Below are 14,397 nucleotides of genomic sequence, written 5' to 3'. Positions count from 1 at the left end.
GATATGCCCTAAACGGTCATGGTCCGAACTATATCCGCAGACGGCTGGAGGAAGAAAAAATCCCCTGCCCCACATGGTGGAACCGGGAACGGGGGCTTCGCAATACCCGTACCAAATGGGAAAAGAAAGACCCGGAAAATGGGCGGTATATGTGGGACTTCTCCGTTATCAAAGACCTTTTGATGAATCCCGTCTACACCGGGGCGATTGCTTCCCAGAAAAAAGACTACCGTTTCAAAATCGGCACAATTGGGGAAAAGAAGCCGGAGGACTGGATTGTGGTGGAGGGACAGCATGAACCGCTGATTGACCGCATGAGCTTTGATATTGTGCAGAACAAGCTGAAATCCCGCCAGCGCCCGGGGCAGACCAATGAAATCAGCCTGTTTGCCGGACTGATAAAATGCGGCGAGTGTGGGAAGTCTCTGACGATACGCTACACAAACGCAAAATATCCCCAGCAGATTTACTCCTGCAAGACCTACAATGCCTTTGGAAAGAACCACTGCACCCAGCACCGGATTGACTATGACACCCTTTACAGCCATGTGCTGCGGAAAATCCGGGAATGTGCCAGAGCTGCCTGATGGACGGGGAAGCGGTTGCCGACCGCCTGACCAATACCTGTGAAGCCGAGCAGCGGGAACAACGGGAAGCAATGGAACGTTCCCTTACAAGGGACGAGGAACGGATTGAGGTTCTGGACAAAATGGTAATGCGGCTTTATGAGGATATGATTGCAGGGCGTATCAGTGAGCAGAATTTCAACACCATGCTGGAAAAGACACAGACTGAGCAGACGGAGCTTAAAACAAAAGTGTCCGAGGGCAGGAAGCGGCTGTCCGATGAAGTCCAGCTTGCCAATGACGCAAAACAATGGGTGGAAGCCATTCAGGAATACGCCAATATCACAGAGCTGGACGCAGCCACCCTTAACCGCTTAATCAAAGAAATCGTCGTGCATGAGCGCATTGACGAAGATAAAACAAGACACATTTCTATCGAAATTCATTTTAATCTCAAACCCATCCCGGAGGTGGAACAGGTCACTGCCTGACCTGTCCCGCCGGGACGGTTCTCTTAAAAACACCATATAGATTTTTTGTACGCCGCCGCCCGCCATCGAGCAGAGTTTTACACCTAATTGGGGATAAAACAGCTCATGGCCGGTGCTGGTGTAGCCGTAGTCGGCATGGTCCTTGTACCTCTGCTCTCCGGGCTGTTCTCTGTCTAAGCGTCTCCGTATGAAATCCTTGCCGCTCCCGCAGCTTTGCGGGGGCGGCGGAAAGGAGGTTGACACCGTATGGATTTCTTACTTGAAGCCCTGACAAATTGGCTGAAAGAAATGCTGGTGGGCGGTATTATGAGCAACCTTTCGGGGATGTTTGACAGCGTAAACCAACAGGTCGCGGATATATCCGTACAGGTAGGACAGACCCCACAGGGATGGAATGACAGTATTTTCAATATGATTGAGAATCTGTCCAACTCCATCATGGTGCCGATTGCAGGTGTGATCCTGGCTATCGTTATGACCGTAGACCTGATCCAGATGATTGCAGACAAGAACAACCTGCATGATGTGGATACCTGGATGATTTTCAAGTGGGTGTTCAAATCAGCTGCCGCCATCCTCATTGTCACAAACACATGGAATATCGTGATGGGCGTCTTTGATATGGCGCAGAGCGTGGTGGCGCAGGCGGCAGGGATTATCAATTCGGATGCGTCCATTGACATTTCCTCAGTTATGACCGATCTGGAACCGAGGCTGATGGAAATGGATTTGGGACCGCTGTTCGGACTGTGGTTCCAATCCCTCTTTATTGGCATTACCATGTGGGCGTTGTATATCTGTATCTTTATCGTTATTTATGGCCGTATGATCGAGATATACCTTGTAACTTCGGTGGCTCCCGTTCCAATGGCTGCAATGATGGGCAAAGAATGGGGCGGTATGGGACAGAATTACCTCCGATCTCTGCTGGCACTGGGCTTTCAGGCGTTTCTCATTATCGTCTGCGTGGCAATTTATGCTGTGCTGGTGCAGAACATCGCTCTGGAAGATGACATCATCATGGCAATCTGGAGCTGCGTGGGCTACACCGTACTGCTATGTTTTACGCTGTTCAAAACAGGCAGTCTCGCCAAATCAGTCTTTCAGGCGCACTAAAACGGAAGGAGGTTTCCACATTGGCTTATGTACCCGTACCCAAGGACTTAACAAAAGTCAAAACAAAGGTCATGTTCAATCTGACCAAGCGGCAGCTTATCTGCTTCACGGGCGGAGCGCTTATTGGCGTACCGCTTTTCTTTTTGCTCAGAAAACCTACCGGAAACAGTGTAGCGGCTATGTGTATGATGCTGGTTATGCTGCCCTTCTTTATGCTGGCTATGTACGAAAAGCATGGACAGCCCCTGGAAAAGATCGTGGGCAACATTCTCAAAGTAGCTGTAATCCGTCCAAAGCAGCGACCTTACCAGACCAACAACTTTTATGCCGTATTAAAGCGGCAGGAAATGCTCGATAAGGAGGTGTATGACATTGTTCACCGCAATAAAAAAATGGCTGCATCGGATGTTCGGAAAAACCGAGGAAAAAACTGTGCAGCCGGTAAAGACAAAGAAAAAGCTGTCCCGCGCCGATAAGAAGCAGATCGAAGCGGCCATTGCCCGCGCCAACCGCACGGACAAAAAGGAAAAATCCGCGCAGGACAGTATCCCTTATGAACGGATGTGGCCGGACGGAATCTGCCGCATATCGGACAGCCACTACACAAAGACCATCCAGTTTCAGGACATCAACTATCAGCTCTCCCAAAACGAAGATAAGACGGCAATCTTTGAGGGGTGGTGTGATTTCCTCAATTATTTTGACAGCTCGATTCATTTCCAGCTGTCTTTTTTGAACCTTGCGGCATCGGAGGAGACCTTTGCTAACTCCATTTCCATCCCGCCCCAGAGGGACGCCTTTGACAGTATCCGCGAGGAATACACCACAATGCTGCAAAATCAGCTGGCCAGAGGTAACAACGGTCTCATCAAGACCAAATACCTGACCTTTGGTATCGACGCGGACAGCATCAAAGCCGCCAAGCCCCGTCTGGAGCGTATTGAGACCGATATACTTAATAACTTCAAGCGTCTTGGTGTAGCTGCCAGAACGCTGGACGGTAAAGAAAGGCTTTTTCAGCTTCATGCGGTATTCCACATGGATGAACAACTCCCGTTTCTGTTTGAATGGGACTGGCTGGCTCCTTCCGGTCTGTCCACAAAGGATTTTATTGCACCAAGCTCCTTTGAGTTCCGCACCGGCAAGCAGTTCCGTATGGGTAAGAAATATGGGACTGTTTCTTTTTTGCAGATTCTCGCACCGGAGCTGAATGACCGTCTGTTGGCTGATTTTCTGGATATGGAAAGTTCGCTCATTGTGAGTATGCATATTCAGTCGGTGGATCAGGTGAAAGCCATCAAAACGGTAAAGCGAAAGATTACCGACCTGGACCGCAGCAAGATCGAGGAGCAGAAAAAAGCAGTCCGTGCCGGATACGACATGGACATCATTCCATCTGACCTTGCTACCTACGGCAGTGAGGCGAAAAAACTCTTGCAGGATTTGCAGAGCCGCAATGAGAGAATGTTCCTTTTGACCTTTCTGGTGCTGAACACAGCGGACAATCCCCGTCAGCTTGGCAACAACATCTTTCAGGCAGGCTCTATTGCCCAGAAGTATAACTGTCAGCTGACCAGGCTGGACTTCCAGCAGGAAGAAGGGCTGATGAGCTGTCTGCCTCTGGGTCTCAATCAGATTGAGATTCAGCGAGGACTGACCACCAGTTCCACAGCTATCTTTGTGCCCTTTACTACGCAGGAACTGTTCCAGAATGGGAAAGAAGCCCTGTACTACGGCATCAATGCTCTGTCAAACAACCTCATTATGGTGGACAGAAAGCTGCTGAAAAACCCAAATGGTCTGATTCTGGGTACGCCGGGTTCCGGTAAGTCCTTCAGCGCAAAACGAGAAATTGCCAACTGTTTTTTGCTTACCAGCGATGATGTCATTATCTGTGACCCGGAAGCGGAGTACGCACCTCTTGTTGAGCGTCTGCATGGGCAGGTCATCAAGATCTCACCTACTTCAACCAACTATATCAATCCGATGGATCTGAATCTGGACTATTCGGATGATGAAAGCCCGCTGTCACTCAAGTCTGACTTTATCCTCAGCTTGTGTGAGCTGATCGTGGGCGGTAAGGAGGGCTTGCAGCCGGTGCAGAAAACCATTATTGACCGTTGTGTACGGCTGGTTTACAACGAATATCTCAATGACCCAAAGCCAGAGAATATGCCGATTTTGGAGGACCTTTATAACCTGTTGCGGGAGCAGGAAGAAAAAGAAGCTCAGTACATTGCAACGGCATTGGAAATCTATGTAACGGGTTCGTTGAATGTGTTCAATCATCAGAGCAATGTGGATATTGATAACCGGATTGTCTGCTACGACATCAAGGAACTGGGCAAGCAGCTTAAAAAAATCGGTATGCTGGTGGTACAGGATCAGGTGTGGAACCGCGTTACCATCAACCGTGCCGCCCACAAGTCCACCCGTTACTACATCGACGAGATGCACCTGCTTTTGAAGGAGGAGCAGACCGCCGCCTATACGGTGGAAATCTGGAAGCGATTCAGAAAATGGGGCGGTATTCCGACAGGTATCACCCAGAATGTCAAAGACCTTTTGAGCAGCCGCGAGGTAGAGAACATCTTTGAAAACTCGGACTTCGTGTATATGCTTAACCAGGCAGGCGGAGACCGTCAGATTTTGGCGAAGCAACTGGGGATTTCCACGCACCAGCTTAGCTATGTGACCCACTCCGGTGAGGGCGAGGGCCTGCTGTTCTATGGCTCCACGATCCTGCCGTTTGTAGACCACTTCCCGAAGAACACCGAACTTTACCGCATTATGACCACCAAACCTCAAGAATTGAAAAAGGAGGATGAATGATTATGAACCCCAACATTTTGAATAAAAACCCGCTGATGTTTTTTGACAGGGCGGTAAATGCCCAGCGCAGCCAGCTGCTTACGGTCATGGCCGATGCGGTAAGTGAGTGCCGCACGGCGGCAGATCAGGCAGCCGAACTGAATGAGACCGGTCAGGTGGGGCTGCTCCGTCTGGCAGAGGTCTGGAGCACCATCCGTGCCAAGGAAGGTATGGGTGGTCTGGTTCTGGAAGGAACCGAAGCGAAAATCCTGTCCGATGTGGTGGCACAGTTTTACGCCTACCTGTCCGGTTGTATGTTCAACGATCCTGTGGGAATGGCCATTTATGCAGAGCTGCACTACATGATGTCCTCCCTCATGCTGGGAGAATGGTTTGAATAAGGAGCCGCGCCTGCGCTTTACTGATGAGGAACGGTCTGACCCTGCACTGGAAAAGCCGATCCGTAAAGCGGAGAAAGCTGCGGCCAGAGCAGATATGGCGCAGGCCAATATCCCAAAGAAAAAGGTCAGGCAGACGGTCATCGACCCGGATACCGGAAAAAAGACCTCGAAGCTGACCTTTGAGGACAAGAAAAAGCCACCCTCCAAACTTTCTCAAGGGGTCAAGGAAGCTCCCGTCCATCTGGTTGCGGGCAAGCTCCACAAAGAGATCCGGGAAACAGAACAGGACAATGTGGGCGTGGAAAGCGCCCACAAGTCCGAGGAAGCGGTGGAGACCGGCGCTTATCTGGTGCGGGAGGGCTATCGCAGCCACAAGCTGAAGCCGTACCGCAAAGCAGCACAGGCAGAGCGCCAACTGGAAAAGGCAAATGTAAATGTTCTGTACCAGAAATCTTTGCAGGAAAATCCCCAGTTTGCCAGCAATCCACTTTCCCGCTGGCAGCAAAAGCAGGCCATCAAAAAGCAGTATGCCGCCGCCAAACATGCCGGTCAGACTGCTGGAAATATCGCCCAGGCTGCATCCAAAACAGGAAAAGCCGCAAGGACGGTAAAAGAAAAGGCACAGCAGGCAGGGGCATTCGTCATGCGCCACAAGAAGGGTTTCCTGATGGCAGGGGTTTTGTTCCTCATTACCTGTATGCTGATGAATACCATGTCCTCCTGCTCCATGATGGCGCAGAGCATCGGTTCCGTTCTCTCCGGCACCACCTATCCGTCGGATGACCCGGAAATGCTGGCGGTGGAGGCAGATTATGCAGCCAGAGAAGCCCAGTTGCAGGAGGAAATCGACAACATAGAAAGCAGTCACCCAGGGTATGACGAGTATCGCTATGACCTTGGTATGATCGGCCATGACCCTCATGAGCTGGCAGCATTTCTCTCTGCCGTCTTGCAAGGCTACACCCGGCAGAGCGCTCAGGCAGAGCTGGCGCGTGTGTTTGCAGCACAGTATCAGCTGACGCTTACTGAGGAAGTGGAGATTCGCTACCGCACGGAGACCTCCACCGACCCGGAGACCGGTGAGACCACCTCAGAAGAAGTTCCCTATGAGTATTACATTTTGAATGTGAAACTCGCCAGCAAGCCCATTTCCGCTGTGGTGTCGGAGCTTCTGACCCCGGAGCAGATGAAAATGTATCAGGTTTACCGGCAGACCATGGGCAATAAGCCGCTGTTGTTTGGCGGCGGCTCCCCTGATACCAGCGGCTCGGAAGATCTGTCCGGTGTGCAGTTCATTAACGGTACCCGCCCCGGCAATCCTCAGCTGGTGGAACTGGCCAAGCGTCAGGTGGGCAATGTGGGCGGTTATCCCTACTGGAGCTGGTACGGCTTTGACTCCCGTGTGGAATGGTGCGCCTGCTTCGTATCCTGGTGCTATAACCAGGCTGGAAAAAGTGAGCCGCGCTTTGCAGGCTGTGAGTGGCAGGGCGTTCCGTGGTTCCAGTCTCATGGACAATGGGGTGCAAGAGGCTATAACAATCTGGCTCCCGGAGATGCAATTTTCTTTGATTGGGATTTGGATGGGACAGCAGACCATGTGGGTATCGTGATCGGTACGGATGGCAGCCGTGTTTATACCGTGGAGGGAAATTCCGGCGATGCCTGCAAGATCAAAAGTTATGACCTGAATTATCAAAGCATTAAGGCTATGGCCTGATGAACTGGTAACAGACTTTGTGGAAAGGAGTGAACGGTTATGGCAAAAAACAAAATTGAACGTATTGACCAGGAAATTGAGAAAACCCGTGAGAAGATTGCGGAATATCAGGAAAAGCTCAAGACCCTGGAAGCACAGAAAACGGAGGCAGAGAATCTGGAAATCGTTCAGATGGTTCGTGCGTTACGCATGACTCCAGCACAGCTGGACGCTATGCTTTCCGGTGGAATGAATCACGGCAGAGATACAGCACTGTCGGAATCAAATAATCAGGAGGCTACCGCTTATGAAGAATAAAAGAATTTGCAAAACACTTTCCGCCCTTTGCCTGACAATGGTTGTGGTATTTGGCTTTACGATCCCTGCTTTCGCACAGGGGTCAGAACAGGCTCCGGCGGCACCGGCAGAGGATTCTACCAATGACAGCAATGTGATTGTGGAAGAAACAGAACCGGCACCGGCACTTACACCGGAGGGGAATGCGGCATTGGTGGATGATTTTGGAGGCAATAAGCAGCTTATTACTGTTACGACCAAAGCTGGAAATTACTTTTACATCCTGATTGATAGGGCGAATGAGGACAAGGAGACTGCTGTTCACTTTCTGAATCAGGTGGACGATGCAGACCTTGCGGCGCTGATGGAAGATGGAAAACCCAAAGAGGAGATGCCTGCGGTATGCAGCTGTTCAACAAAATGTGAAGCAGGGGCAGTCAATACGGCTTGCCCGGTCTGCGCAACTGATAAGAGTAAATGTACGGGCAAAGCACCGGAACCTCCGGCAGAAACACCGGAACCGGAAAAAGAGAAGCCTGCCGGACTGAACCCGGCTGCGATAGTCCTTTTGCTGGCTCTGCTTGGAGGCGGTGGCGTATTTGCCTACTTGAAGCTCATTAAGAATAAGCCTAAGACCAAGGGCAATGACAGTCTGGACGATTATGATTATGGCGAGGAAGATTCCGAGGAATGGGAAACCGAGGATGAGGAGTCGGAAGAACCGGATGCTGACGGGGGCAGCACAGAAGAAGATGATGAGGACAGTGTGAAATGACCCGTTTCACAGACAGTCCCTATGAACGCATGATGACACGCAGGCCGGAGGGCGGGAAGGAAACTTCCCGTCCTCATTCTTTATCCCACAGCCACCCCTGCTATGGTTGCGGGAGTTATGGAAGCCCCTGCGTAGGTATCTGTCACCGAGAAATGTCCCGATGGCTCAAAGAGAGGAGGAACCATCATGGCTCAACATAAATTGGTAATTGCCGAAAAACCATCAGTTGCCCAGAGTTTGGCGGCGGTGATCGGCGCAACCGTCCGTAAGGACGGGTATCTGGAGGGCAACGGCTGGCGTGTCAGCTGGTGCGTGGGCCACCTGGCCGGTCTTGCGGATGCAGACAGCTATGACCCAAAGTATGCCAAGTGGCGATATGATGATCTGCCTATCCTGCCGGAACATTGGCAGATGGTGGTAGGAAAAGATAAGAAAAAGCAGTTTGATATTCTCAAAAAGCTGATGAATGCCCCGGATGTGACGGAAGTGGTAAATGCCTGTGATGCCGGACGCGAGGGTGAGCTGATCTTCCGCAGCGTCTATGAGCTGGCAGGTTGCAAGAAGCCGATGAAAAGGCTCTGGATTTCTTCGATGGAGGACTCCGCCATAAGGGAAGGCTTTGCAAACCTGCGCTCCGGTGCGGACTATGATGGACTTCGAGATGCTGCCCTTTGTCGTGCCAAGGCCGACTGGCTGGTGGGGATCAATGCGACAAGGCTTTTTTCCGTGCTGTATCACCGAACCCTCAACATCGGGCGCGTGATGTCCCCGACGCTGGCGCTTATTGTTCAGCGAGAAGCTGAGATCGACACCTTTCAGCCGGTTCCATTTTATACCGTGGCGCTTGAGCTGCCCGGTCTTACCATATCCGGGGAGCGCATGGCGGATAAGGCCGCTGCTGAGCAGCTGAAAGAAACCTGTCAGGGTGCAAATGTCACAATCAAAAAGGTGGAGTGCAAGGAAAAGTCTGAAAAGCCGCCTGCCCTCTATGACCTGACTACTCTGCAAAGAGATGCCAACCGCCTGCTTGGATTTACAGCCCAGCAGACCCTGGACTATCTGCAAAGTCTGTATGAAAAGAAGCTTTGCACCTATCCCCGTACTGACAGCCGCTATCTGACCGGTGATATGGCAGACAGCCTGCCGGTGCTGGTGAACTTGGTTGCCAACGCCATGCCTTTTTGCAAAGAAATCGCCATTACCTGTGATCCGCATACGGTCATCAACGATAAGAAAGTAACCGACCACCACGCAGTAATCCCTACCAGAAATCTCAAGGATGCAGACCTTTCTGCCCTTCCTGCGGGAGAAAAAGCGGTGCTGGAGCTGGTGGCCCTGCGTCTGCTGTGTGCCGTGGCCCAGCCCCATATCTATTCGGAAACCGTTGTGATTGCAGCGTGTGCCGGTGGGGAGTTTACTACCAAAGGAAAAACGGTGAAGCACCCCGGATGGAAAGCACTGGAGGACGCCTACCGTGCCAAAATGAAGGATGCGGAGCCGAAAAAAGAGGGCGCAGAGAAAGCCCTGCCGGAGCTGACTGAAGGACAGACCCTTTCGGTTGCTGCGGCAATCGTCAAAGAAGGCAAAAGCAGTCCGCCTCAGCACTTTACGGAGGACACCCTATTGTCCGCGATGGAGACTGCCGGAAAAGAGGATATGCCGGAGGATGCCGAGCGAAAAGGTCTGGGGACACCGGCCACCCGTGCCGGTATTTTGGAAAAGCTGGTATCTGCCGGTTTTCTGGAACGAAAAAAGAACAGGAAAACGGTGCAGCTTCTCCCTTCCCACGATGCAGTCTCCCTGATAACAGTCTTGCCGGAACAGCTGCAATCGCCGCTTCTGACTGCCGAGTGGGAGTACCGCCTGGGAGAGATCGAGCGCGGGCAGCTTGCCCCGGAGGAGTTTCTGGACGGGATCAGCACCATGCTGAAAGATCTGGTGGGAACTTATCAGGTCATCAAGGGAACCGAGTACCTGTTCTCCCCGCCCCGTGATGTGGTAGGCAAATGCCCTCGCTGCGGCGGTGAAGTTGCAGAACTGCAAAAAGGCTTCTTCTGTCAGAATGATTCTTGCAAATTTGCAATCTGGAAAAATAACAAATGGTGGGCTGCCAAGAAAAAACAGCCGACCAAGGCTGTGGTGTCTGCACTGCTGAAAGATGGCCGTGTCCGTGTAACGGGCCTATATTCTGAGAAAACTGGCAAGATCTACGATGCCGCTGTGGTTTTGGAGGACGATGGACAGTACGCCAACTTTAAGCTGGAATTTGACCAGCGGAAAGGAGGCAGCCGATGAAGCTCTCTTTAGTGGAACGGGAAACCATTCTCCTCTATAACCAGGCAGAACCAATGGCTGAGGTCTATACCCACGATCCCCGTCTGATGGAGAAGCTGGAACTGCTGGCAAAAAAGCACCCCGACCAGATCACCCGAAAGGACGCCCATAACTTTATCGTCCCCAAGCGGTGTGTATCAGTCCGGGAGCCATATAGCGCAGAACGCCGCAAAGCCGCCAGTGAGCGTGCGAAAGCTGCCGGATACCAGCCTCCTATGCGAAAGTCCGGCAGTTAAAGGCACATGACAGAGAATGTATTTGAAGCAGTCAAGCAGTCGGTCAGCACCAGAGATGCGGCAGCGTTTTATGGGATCGAGGTCAAACGAAATGGCATGGCCTGCTGTCCCTTTCACGATGATAAGAACCCAAGCATGAAGGTAGACCAGCGGTTCCACTGCTTTGGCTGCGGTGAAGATGGGGATGTGATCGACTTTACCGCAAGGCTCTTTGACCTCTCCCCAAAAGAAGCGGCAGAGAAATTGGCACAGGACTTTGGCCTGATCTATGACAGTCAGGCCCCTCCCCGTAGGAGATATGTCCGGCAGAAAACAGAGGCACAAAAGTTTCGGGAGGACCGGCAGCGGTGTTATCGCGTACTGTCCGATTACTACTATCTGCTGAAAAAATGGGAGGCCGACAATTCTCCCCGGACACCGGAGGAAGAACCGCACCCCCGTTTTGTGGAAGCAATCCAGAAGAAAACCTATGTAGAGTACCTGTTGGACCTTTTTCTTTATGAAAGTGAAGAAGAACAAAAGGCATGGATTGCAGAACACACAGCAGAAATCACACACTTGGAAAGGAGATTGAAAATCATGGCTGAGAACAAACCCACCAACCGAGAGCGGCTAAGGGAAATCACAGATGGCATCGAGCAGGGGATCAAAGAACTGTTTGAGAGTGAAAAGTATATGCGCTATCTGTCCGTCATGTCCCGCTTCCACCGCTATTCGGTAAACAACACCATGCTCATCTATATGCAGAAGCCGGACGCTACATTGGTAGCCGGATACAATAAGTGGAAAGACCAGTTTGAGCGTCATGTAAAAAAGGGCGAGCATGGCATTACCATCATTGCTCCCACACCATATAAGAAGAAAATCGAGGAGCAGAAACTGGACCCGGATACCAAGGCTCCGATTTTGGATAAAGACGGAAAGATCGTCACAGAGGAAAAAGAAATCGAGATCCCCATGTTTCGCCCGGTCAAGGTCTTTGATGTGAGCCAGACCGACGGGAAACCTTTGCCTGAGCTTGCTTCCTCCCTTTCCGGCAATGTGCCAAATTATGAGGCATTCATGGAGCCCTGCGCCGCAGCGCGCCGGTGCCGATTACTTTTGAAGCAATGGCCGCCGATACGGACGGCTATTTTTCTGCCGATCATCAGAAAATTGCCATTCGCCAGGGCATGAGTGAGGTGCAGACGGTTTCGGCCACAGTACACGAGATTGCCCACAGCAAGCTCCACAATCAGAAAAAGATTCAGATTGCCAATGACGAGCAATATCAGGAGATCGAGCTGTTTGATAAACCCGGTCTGTTCTCCAATGGGCGGATTGCCCGTGATAATCTGCCGGAGGGCGTTTATTGCTATGACCTGCGCGGTTCTGACTACGACCCCGGAGAGCCGGTCTGTGTAGAAGAACAAGTAGTTGTAAACCATGCAGGTTCCGTTCTGCTGACAGAGCCGCTGGAGTTGGCGGAAGATGGACGCCTGATGCTGACCGAGGAAGAAGGGCTGAATTTTGTTGGCGGCTTTTCTACCCTCACCCAGTTTTTGCAAGAACATAGGAAAGACCGCCACACGGAGGAAGTGGAGGCTGAAAGCATCTCCTACGCAGTCTGCAAATATTTTGGCATCGAGACCGGAGAAAACAGCTTCGGCTATATTGCAAGCTGGAGTCAGGGCAAGGAACTGAAAGAACTGAGAGCCAGTTTGGAGACCATCAACAAAACCTCCGGCACTTTGATCTCTGACATTGAGCGCCACTATAAGGAAATATGCAAAGAGCGTGGGATTGATCCCCATGCAAAGGCAGAGCCGGAAACCGCCCCGATAGAGCAGCCGACCGGCAATCTAACCTACTATGTAGCAGAGTGCATGGAGTTTCCAAACCTCGGAGAATACCACGATAACTTGTCTTTGGAGGAAGCTGTCCGCATTTATCAGGAGATTCCGGCAGAGCGAATGAATGGGATCAAGGGCATTGGCTTTGAGCTGAAAGATGGAAGCGACTATGAAGGACCTTTTCCGATTTTGACCGGGCAGACCATTGACCTGGACACCATTCAGGCAATCGACTATTACCGTGATAATCCGTTGGTGCAAAAAGCGGTAAAGGAACTGGCTGCGGCCATGCCGGAAATGGAGGTGCTGGGAGCGGACGCCAACCAGCAGGAGGCTTTGTTTCTGATCAACGATACTACCTATCTTCATATCCAACCTTGTGACAGCGGATGGGACTACACTCTTTACGATGCTGCGTCCATGAAAGAGCTGGATGGTGGTCAGCTGGATATGCCGGAGCTTTCCTGCATGAAGGTAGTTCTCCAGATTTGTGATGATAACGATCTGGACAGCACTTCGCTCAGACGCGCTCCCTTGTCTATGGTTGAGACCTTGCAGGAAGCTGCTTATGAGCAGATGCAGGCAGAGGCAAGTCAGATGACCGCTTCTTCCCAGCTGCCGGAAGCGCAGGAGCAGGCACTGGATGAATACCCCATGCCGGATGAGCAGGTATCCACACCGGATATGCAGGAATATGGCTACTCCTATGATGGGATGCTCCCTGTTACCAGAGAACGGGCGCTGGAACTGGATGCCGCCGGTTTGACCGTCTATGTGCTGCATGAGGACAATACGGAGAGCATGGTGTTTGACCCGCAGGAAATCATGGATCATGGCGGTCTTTTCGGTGTGGACCATGAGGAATGGGAGAAAAGCCCTCAGTTCCACGAAAAGGTCATGGAGCGTCAGGAACATCAGCAGGAACGGGAACAGGCATTTCTCTCTCAGAACAGAGATTGCTTTGCCATCTATCAGGTGAGCCGTGACGATCCGCAGAATGTGCGCTTTATGAATCTGGATTGGTTAAAGTCCCATGACATTTCCATAGACCGCAGCAATTATGACCTCATTTACACAGCTCCTCTGAGGGAGTCTGGCACTGTGCCAGAGCAGCTGGAAAAACTCTATCAGCAATTCAATCTGGAAAAGCCCGCGGACTTTCACAGTCCCTCCATGAGCGTCAGCGACATCGTTGCAATCAGGCGGGACGGTAAGGTATCCTGTCATTACTGTGACAGCGTTGGTTTTACCCAGATCCCCGGATTCCTGCCAGAAAACCCGCTGAAAAATGCGGAAATGGCCCTGGAGGACGATTACGGCATGATCGACGGTATCATCAACAATGGCGCAAAAGAACCCACGGTGGCAGAGCTGGAACAGCAGGCCCGAAGCGGTCAGCCCATTTCCCTGATGGAGTTGGCAGCCGCCACCCATCGGGAGGAACGGGAAAAGAAAAAGTCCGTCATGGAGCAGCTGAAAGGCCAGCCCAAGACAGAACACAAAAAGACAGCACCCAAAAAGAGTGCGGAAAGGGAGATTTGATATGGGAAACTTTACTTTTGAGGAAATGAACCTGATGTGCATTTACAATACCGGCAGCCGCACCGGGCTGATTGACAGTCTGCGTGAGATGCGCGGCGAGCTTTCGCCGGAGGAAACGGAGCTGAGAGAGTTGACCGACAGCGCCCTTACGAAGCTCTGTGCGATGACCGATGAGAAGTTTGCCGAACTGGAGCTGTACCCGGATTTTGACCAGTAAACAACATAACCACAGGGGTGGGGTGGCGATCTGCCACCCCACCTTTTTTACCCCAAAACTGAAAGGAGGACAGAACACTATGC

General features: G+C 51.6%; 10 protein-coding genes and 4 pseudogenes. All 14 read left to right on the top strand.

Annotation, left to right across the window (positions count from 1 at the left end):
* Nucleotides 1-1,057 (top strand): annotated as a pseudogene (locus tag DW085_RS17110) (recombinase zinc beta ribbon domain-containing protein); the annotation flags it as partial.
* A 90-nt stretch (nt 1,058-1,147) separates the two neighbouring features.
* Nucleotides 1,148-1,234, top strand: a pseudogene (locus tag DW085_RS17105) (Maff2 family protein); the annotation flags it as partial.
* Between the two features lie 69 nt (nt 1,235-1,303).
* Nucleotides 1,304-2,173 (top strand): VirB6/TrbL-like conjugal transfer protein, CD1112 family, encoded by an 870-nt coding sequence (locus DW085_RS17100; RefSeq protein WP_118493948.1) that lies wholly within the window; start codon nt 1,304-1,306, stop codon nt 2,171-2,173.
* 20 nt (nt 2,174-2,193) lie between these two features.
* Nucleotides 2,194-2,649, top strand: a complete 456-nt coding sequence (locus tag DW085_RS17095; protein WP_002576235.1) for a PrgI family protein — start codon at nt 2,194-2,196, stop codon at nt 2,647-2,649.
* Nucleotides 2,606-5,005, top strand: coding sequence for a VirB4-like conjugal transfer ATPase, CD1110 family (locus tag DW085_RS17090; protein ID WP_118493945.1), 2,400 nt, complete (start codon nt 2,606-2,608; stop codon nt 5,003-5,005). The genes DW085_RS17095 and DW085_RS17090 overlap by 44 nt, the downstream gene beginning before the upstream one ends.
* Nucleotides 5,002-5,385 (top strand): DUF3851 domain-containing protein, encoded by a 384-nt coding sequence (locus DW085_RS17085; RefSeq protein ID WP_005335863.1) that lies wholly within the window; start codon nt 5,002-5,004, stop codon nt 5,383-5,385. The genes DW085_RS17090 and DW085_RS17085 overlap by 4 nt, the downstream gene beginning before the upstream one ends.
* Nucleotides 5,378-7,113: pseudogene (locus DW085_RS17080) on the top strand (CHAP domain-containing protein). The gene DW085_RS17085 and the pseudogene DW085_RS17080 overlap by 8 nt, the downstream one beginning before the upstream one ends.
* Nucleotides 7,114-7,141: 28 nt before the next feature.
* Nucleotides 7,142-7,399 (top strand): DUF4315 family protein, encoded by a 258-nt coding sequence (locus tag DW085_RS17075; RefSeq protein ID WP_118493942.1) that lies wholly within the window; start codon nt 7,142-7,144, stop codon nt 7,397-7,399.
* On the top strand, nt 7,389-8,153 hold the full coding sequence (locus tag DW085_RS17070) for a DUF4366 domain-containing protein (protein ID WP_118493939.1): 765 nt from the start codon (nt 7,389-7,391) through the stop codon (nt 8,151-8,153). The genes DW085_RS17075 and DW085_RS17070 overlap by 11 nt, the downstream gene beginning before the upstream one ends.
* Nucleotides 8,150-8,353: a hypothetical protein gene (locus tag DW085_RS17065; RefSeq protein WP_118493936.1), complete on the top strand. Its 204-nt coding sequence runs from the start codon at nt 8,150-8,152 to the stop codon at nt 8,351-8,353. Before DW085_RS17070 ends, DW085_RS17065 begins: the two co-directional genes overlap by 4 nt.
* Nucleotides 8,340-10,448 (top strand): type IA DNA topoisomerase, encoded by a 2,109-nt coding sequence (locus DW085_RS17060; RefSeq protein ID WP_118493933.1) that lies wholly within the window; start codon nt 8,340-8,342, stop codon nt 10,446-10,448. Before DW085_RS17065 ends, DW085_RS17060 begins: the two co-directional genes overlap by 14 nt.
* A complete protein-coding gene (locus DW085_RS17055) occupies nt 10,445-10,723 on the top strand; it encodes an immunoglobulin (protein ID WP_117822124.1) in 279 nt (92 codons plus the stop codon). Before DW085_RS17060 ends, DW085_RS17055 begins: the two co-directional genes overlap by 4 nt.
* A 6-nt stretch (nt 10,724-10,729) precedes the next feature.
* Nucleotides 10,730-14,097: pseudogene (locus tag DW085_RS17050) on the top strand (LPD28 domain-containing protein).
* Nucleotide 14,098: 1 nt separating this feature from the next.
* Nucleotides 14,099-14,314, top strand: a complete 216-nt coding sequence (locus tag DW085_RS17045; protein WP_003526257.1) for a transposon-transfer assisting family protein — start codon at nt 14,099-14,101, stop codon at nt 14,312-14,314.
* Nucleotides 14,315-14,397 lie beyond the last annotated feature (83 nt).

The organism is Clostridium sp. AF50-3 (genome assembly GCF_003477445.1).
GTDB classification, from domain to species: Bacteria; Bacillota; Clostridia; order Lachnospirales; family Lachnospiraceae; genus Otoolea; species Otoolea fessa.
Note: the sequence above shows the minus strand (reverse complement) of the source record. Positions and strands in the feature narration are given on the sequence as shown.

Coding starts and splice junctions, on each gene's coding strand:
- DW085_RS17100 (WP_118493948.1), top strand. CDS start 1,304: ATGGATTTCTTACTTGAAGCCCTGACAAATTGGCTGAAAGAAATGCTG.
- DW085_RS17085 (WP_005335863.1), top strand. CDS start 5,002: ATGATTATGAACCCCAACATTTTGAATAAAAACCCGCTGATGTTTTTT.
- DW085_RS17075 (WP_118493942.1), top strand. CDS start 7,142: ATGGCAAAAAACAAAATTGAACGTATTGACCAGGAAATTGAGAAAACC.
- DW085_RS17070 (WP_118493939.1), top strand. CDS start 7,389: ATGAAGAATAAAAGAATTTGCAAAACACTTTCCGCCCTTTGCCTGACA.
- DW085_RS17065 (WP_118493936.1), top strand. CDS start 8,150: ATGACCCGTTTCACAGACAGTCCCTATGAACGCATGATGACACGCAGG.
- DW085_RS17060 (WP_118493933.1), top strand. CDS start 8,340: ATGGCTCAACATAAATTGGTAATTGCCGAAAAACCATCAGTTGCCCAG.
- DW085_RS17055 (WP_117822124.1), top strand. CDS start 10,445: ATGAAGCTCTCTTTAGTGGAACGGGAAACCATTCTCCTCTATAACCAG.
- DW085_RS17045 (WP_003526257.1), top strand. CDS start 14,099: ATGGGAAACTTTACTTTTGAGGAAATGAACCTGATGTGCATTTACAAT.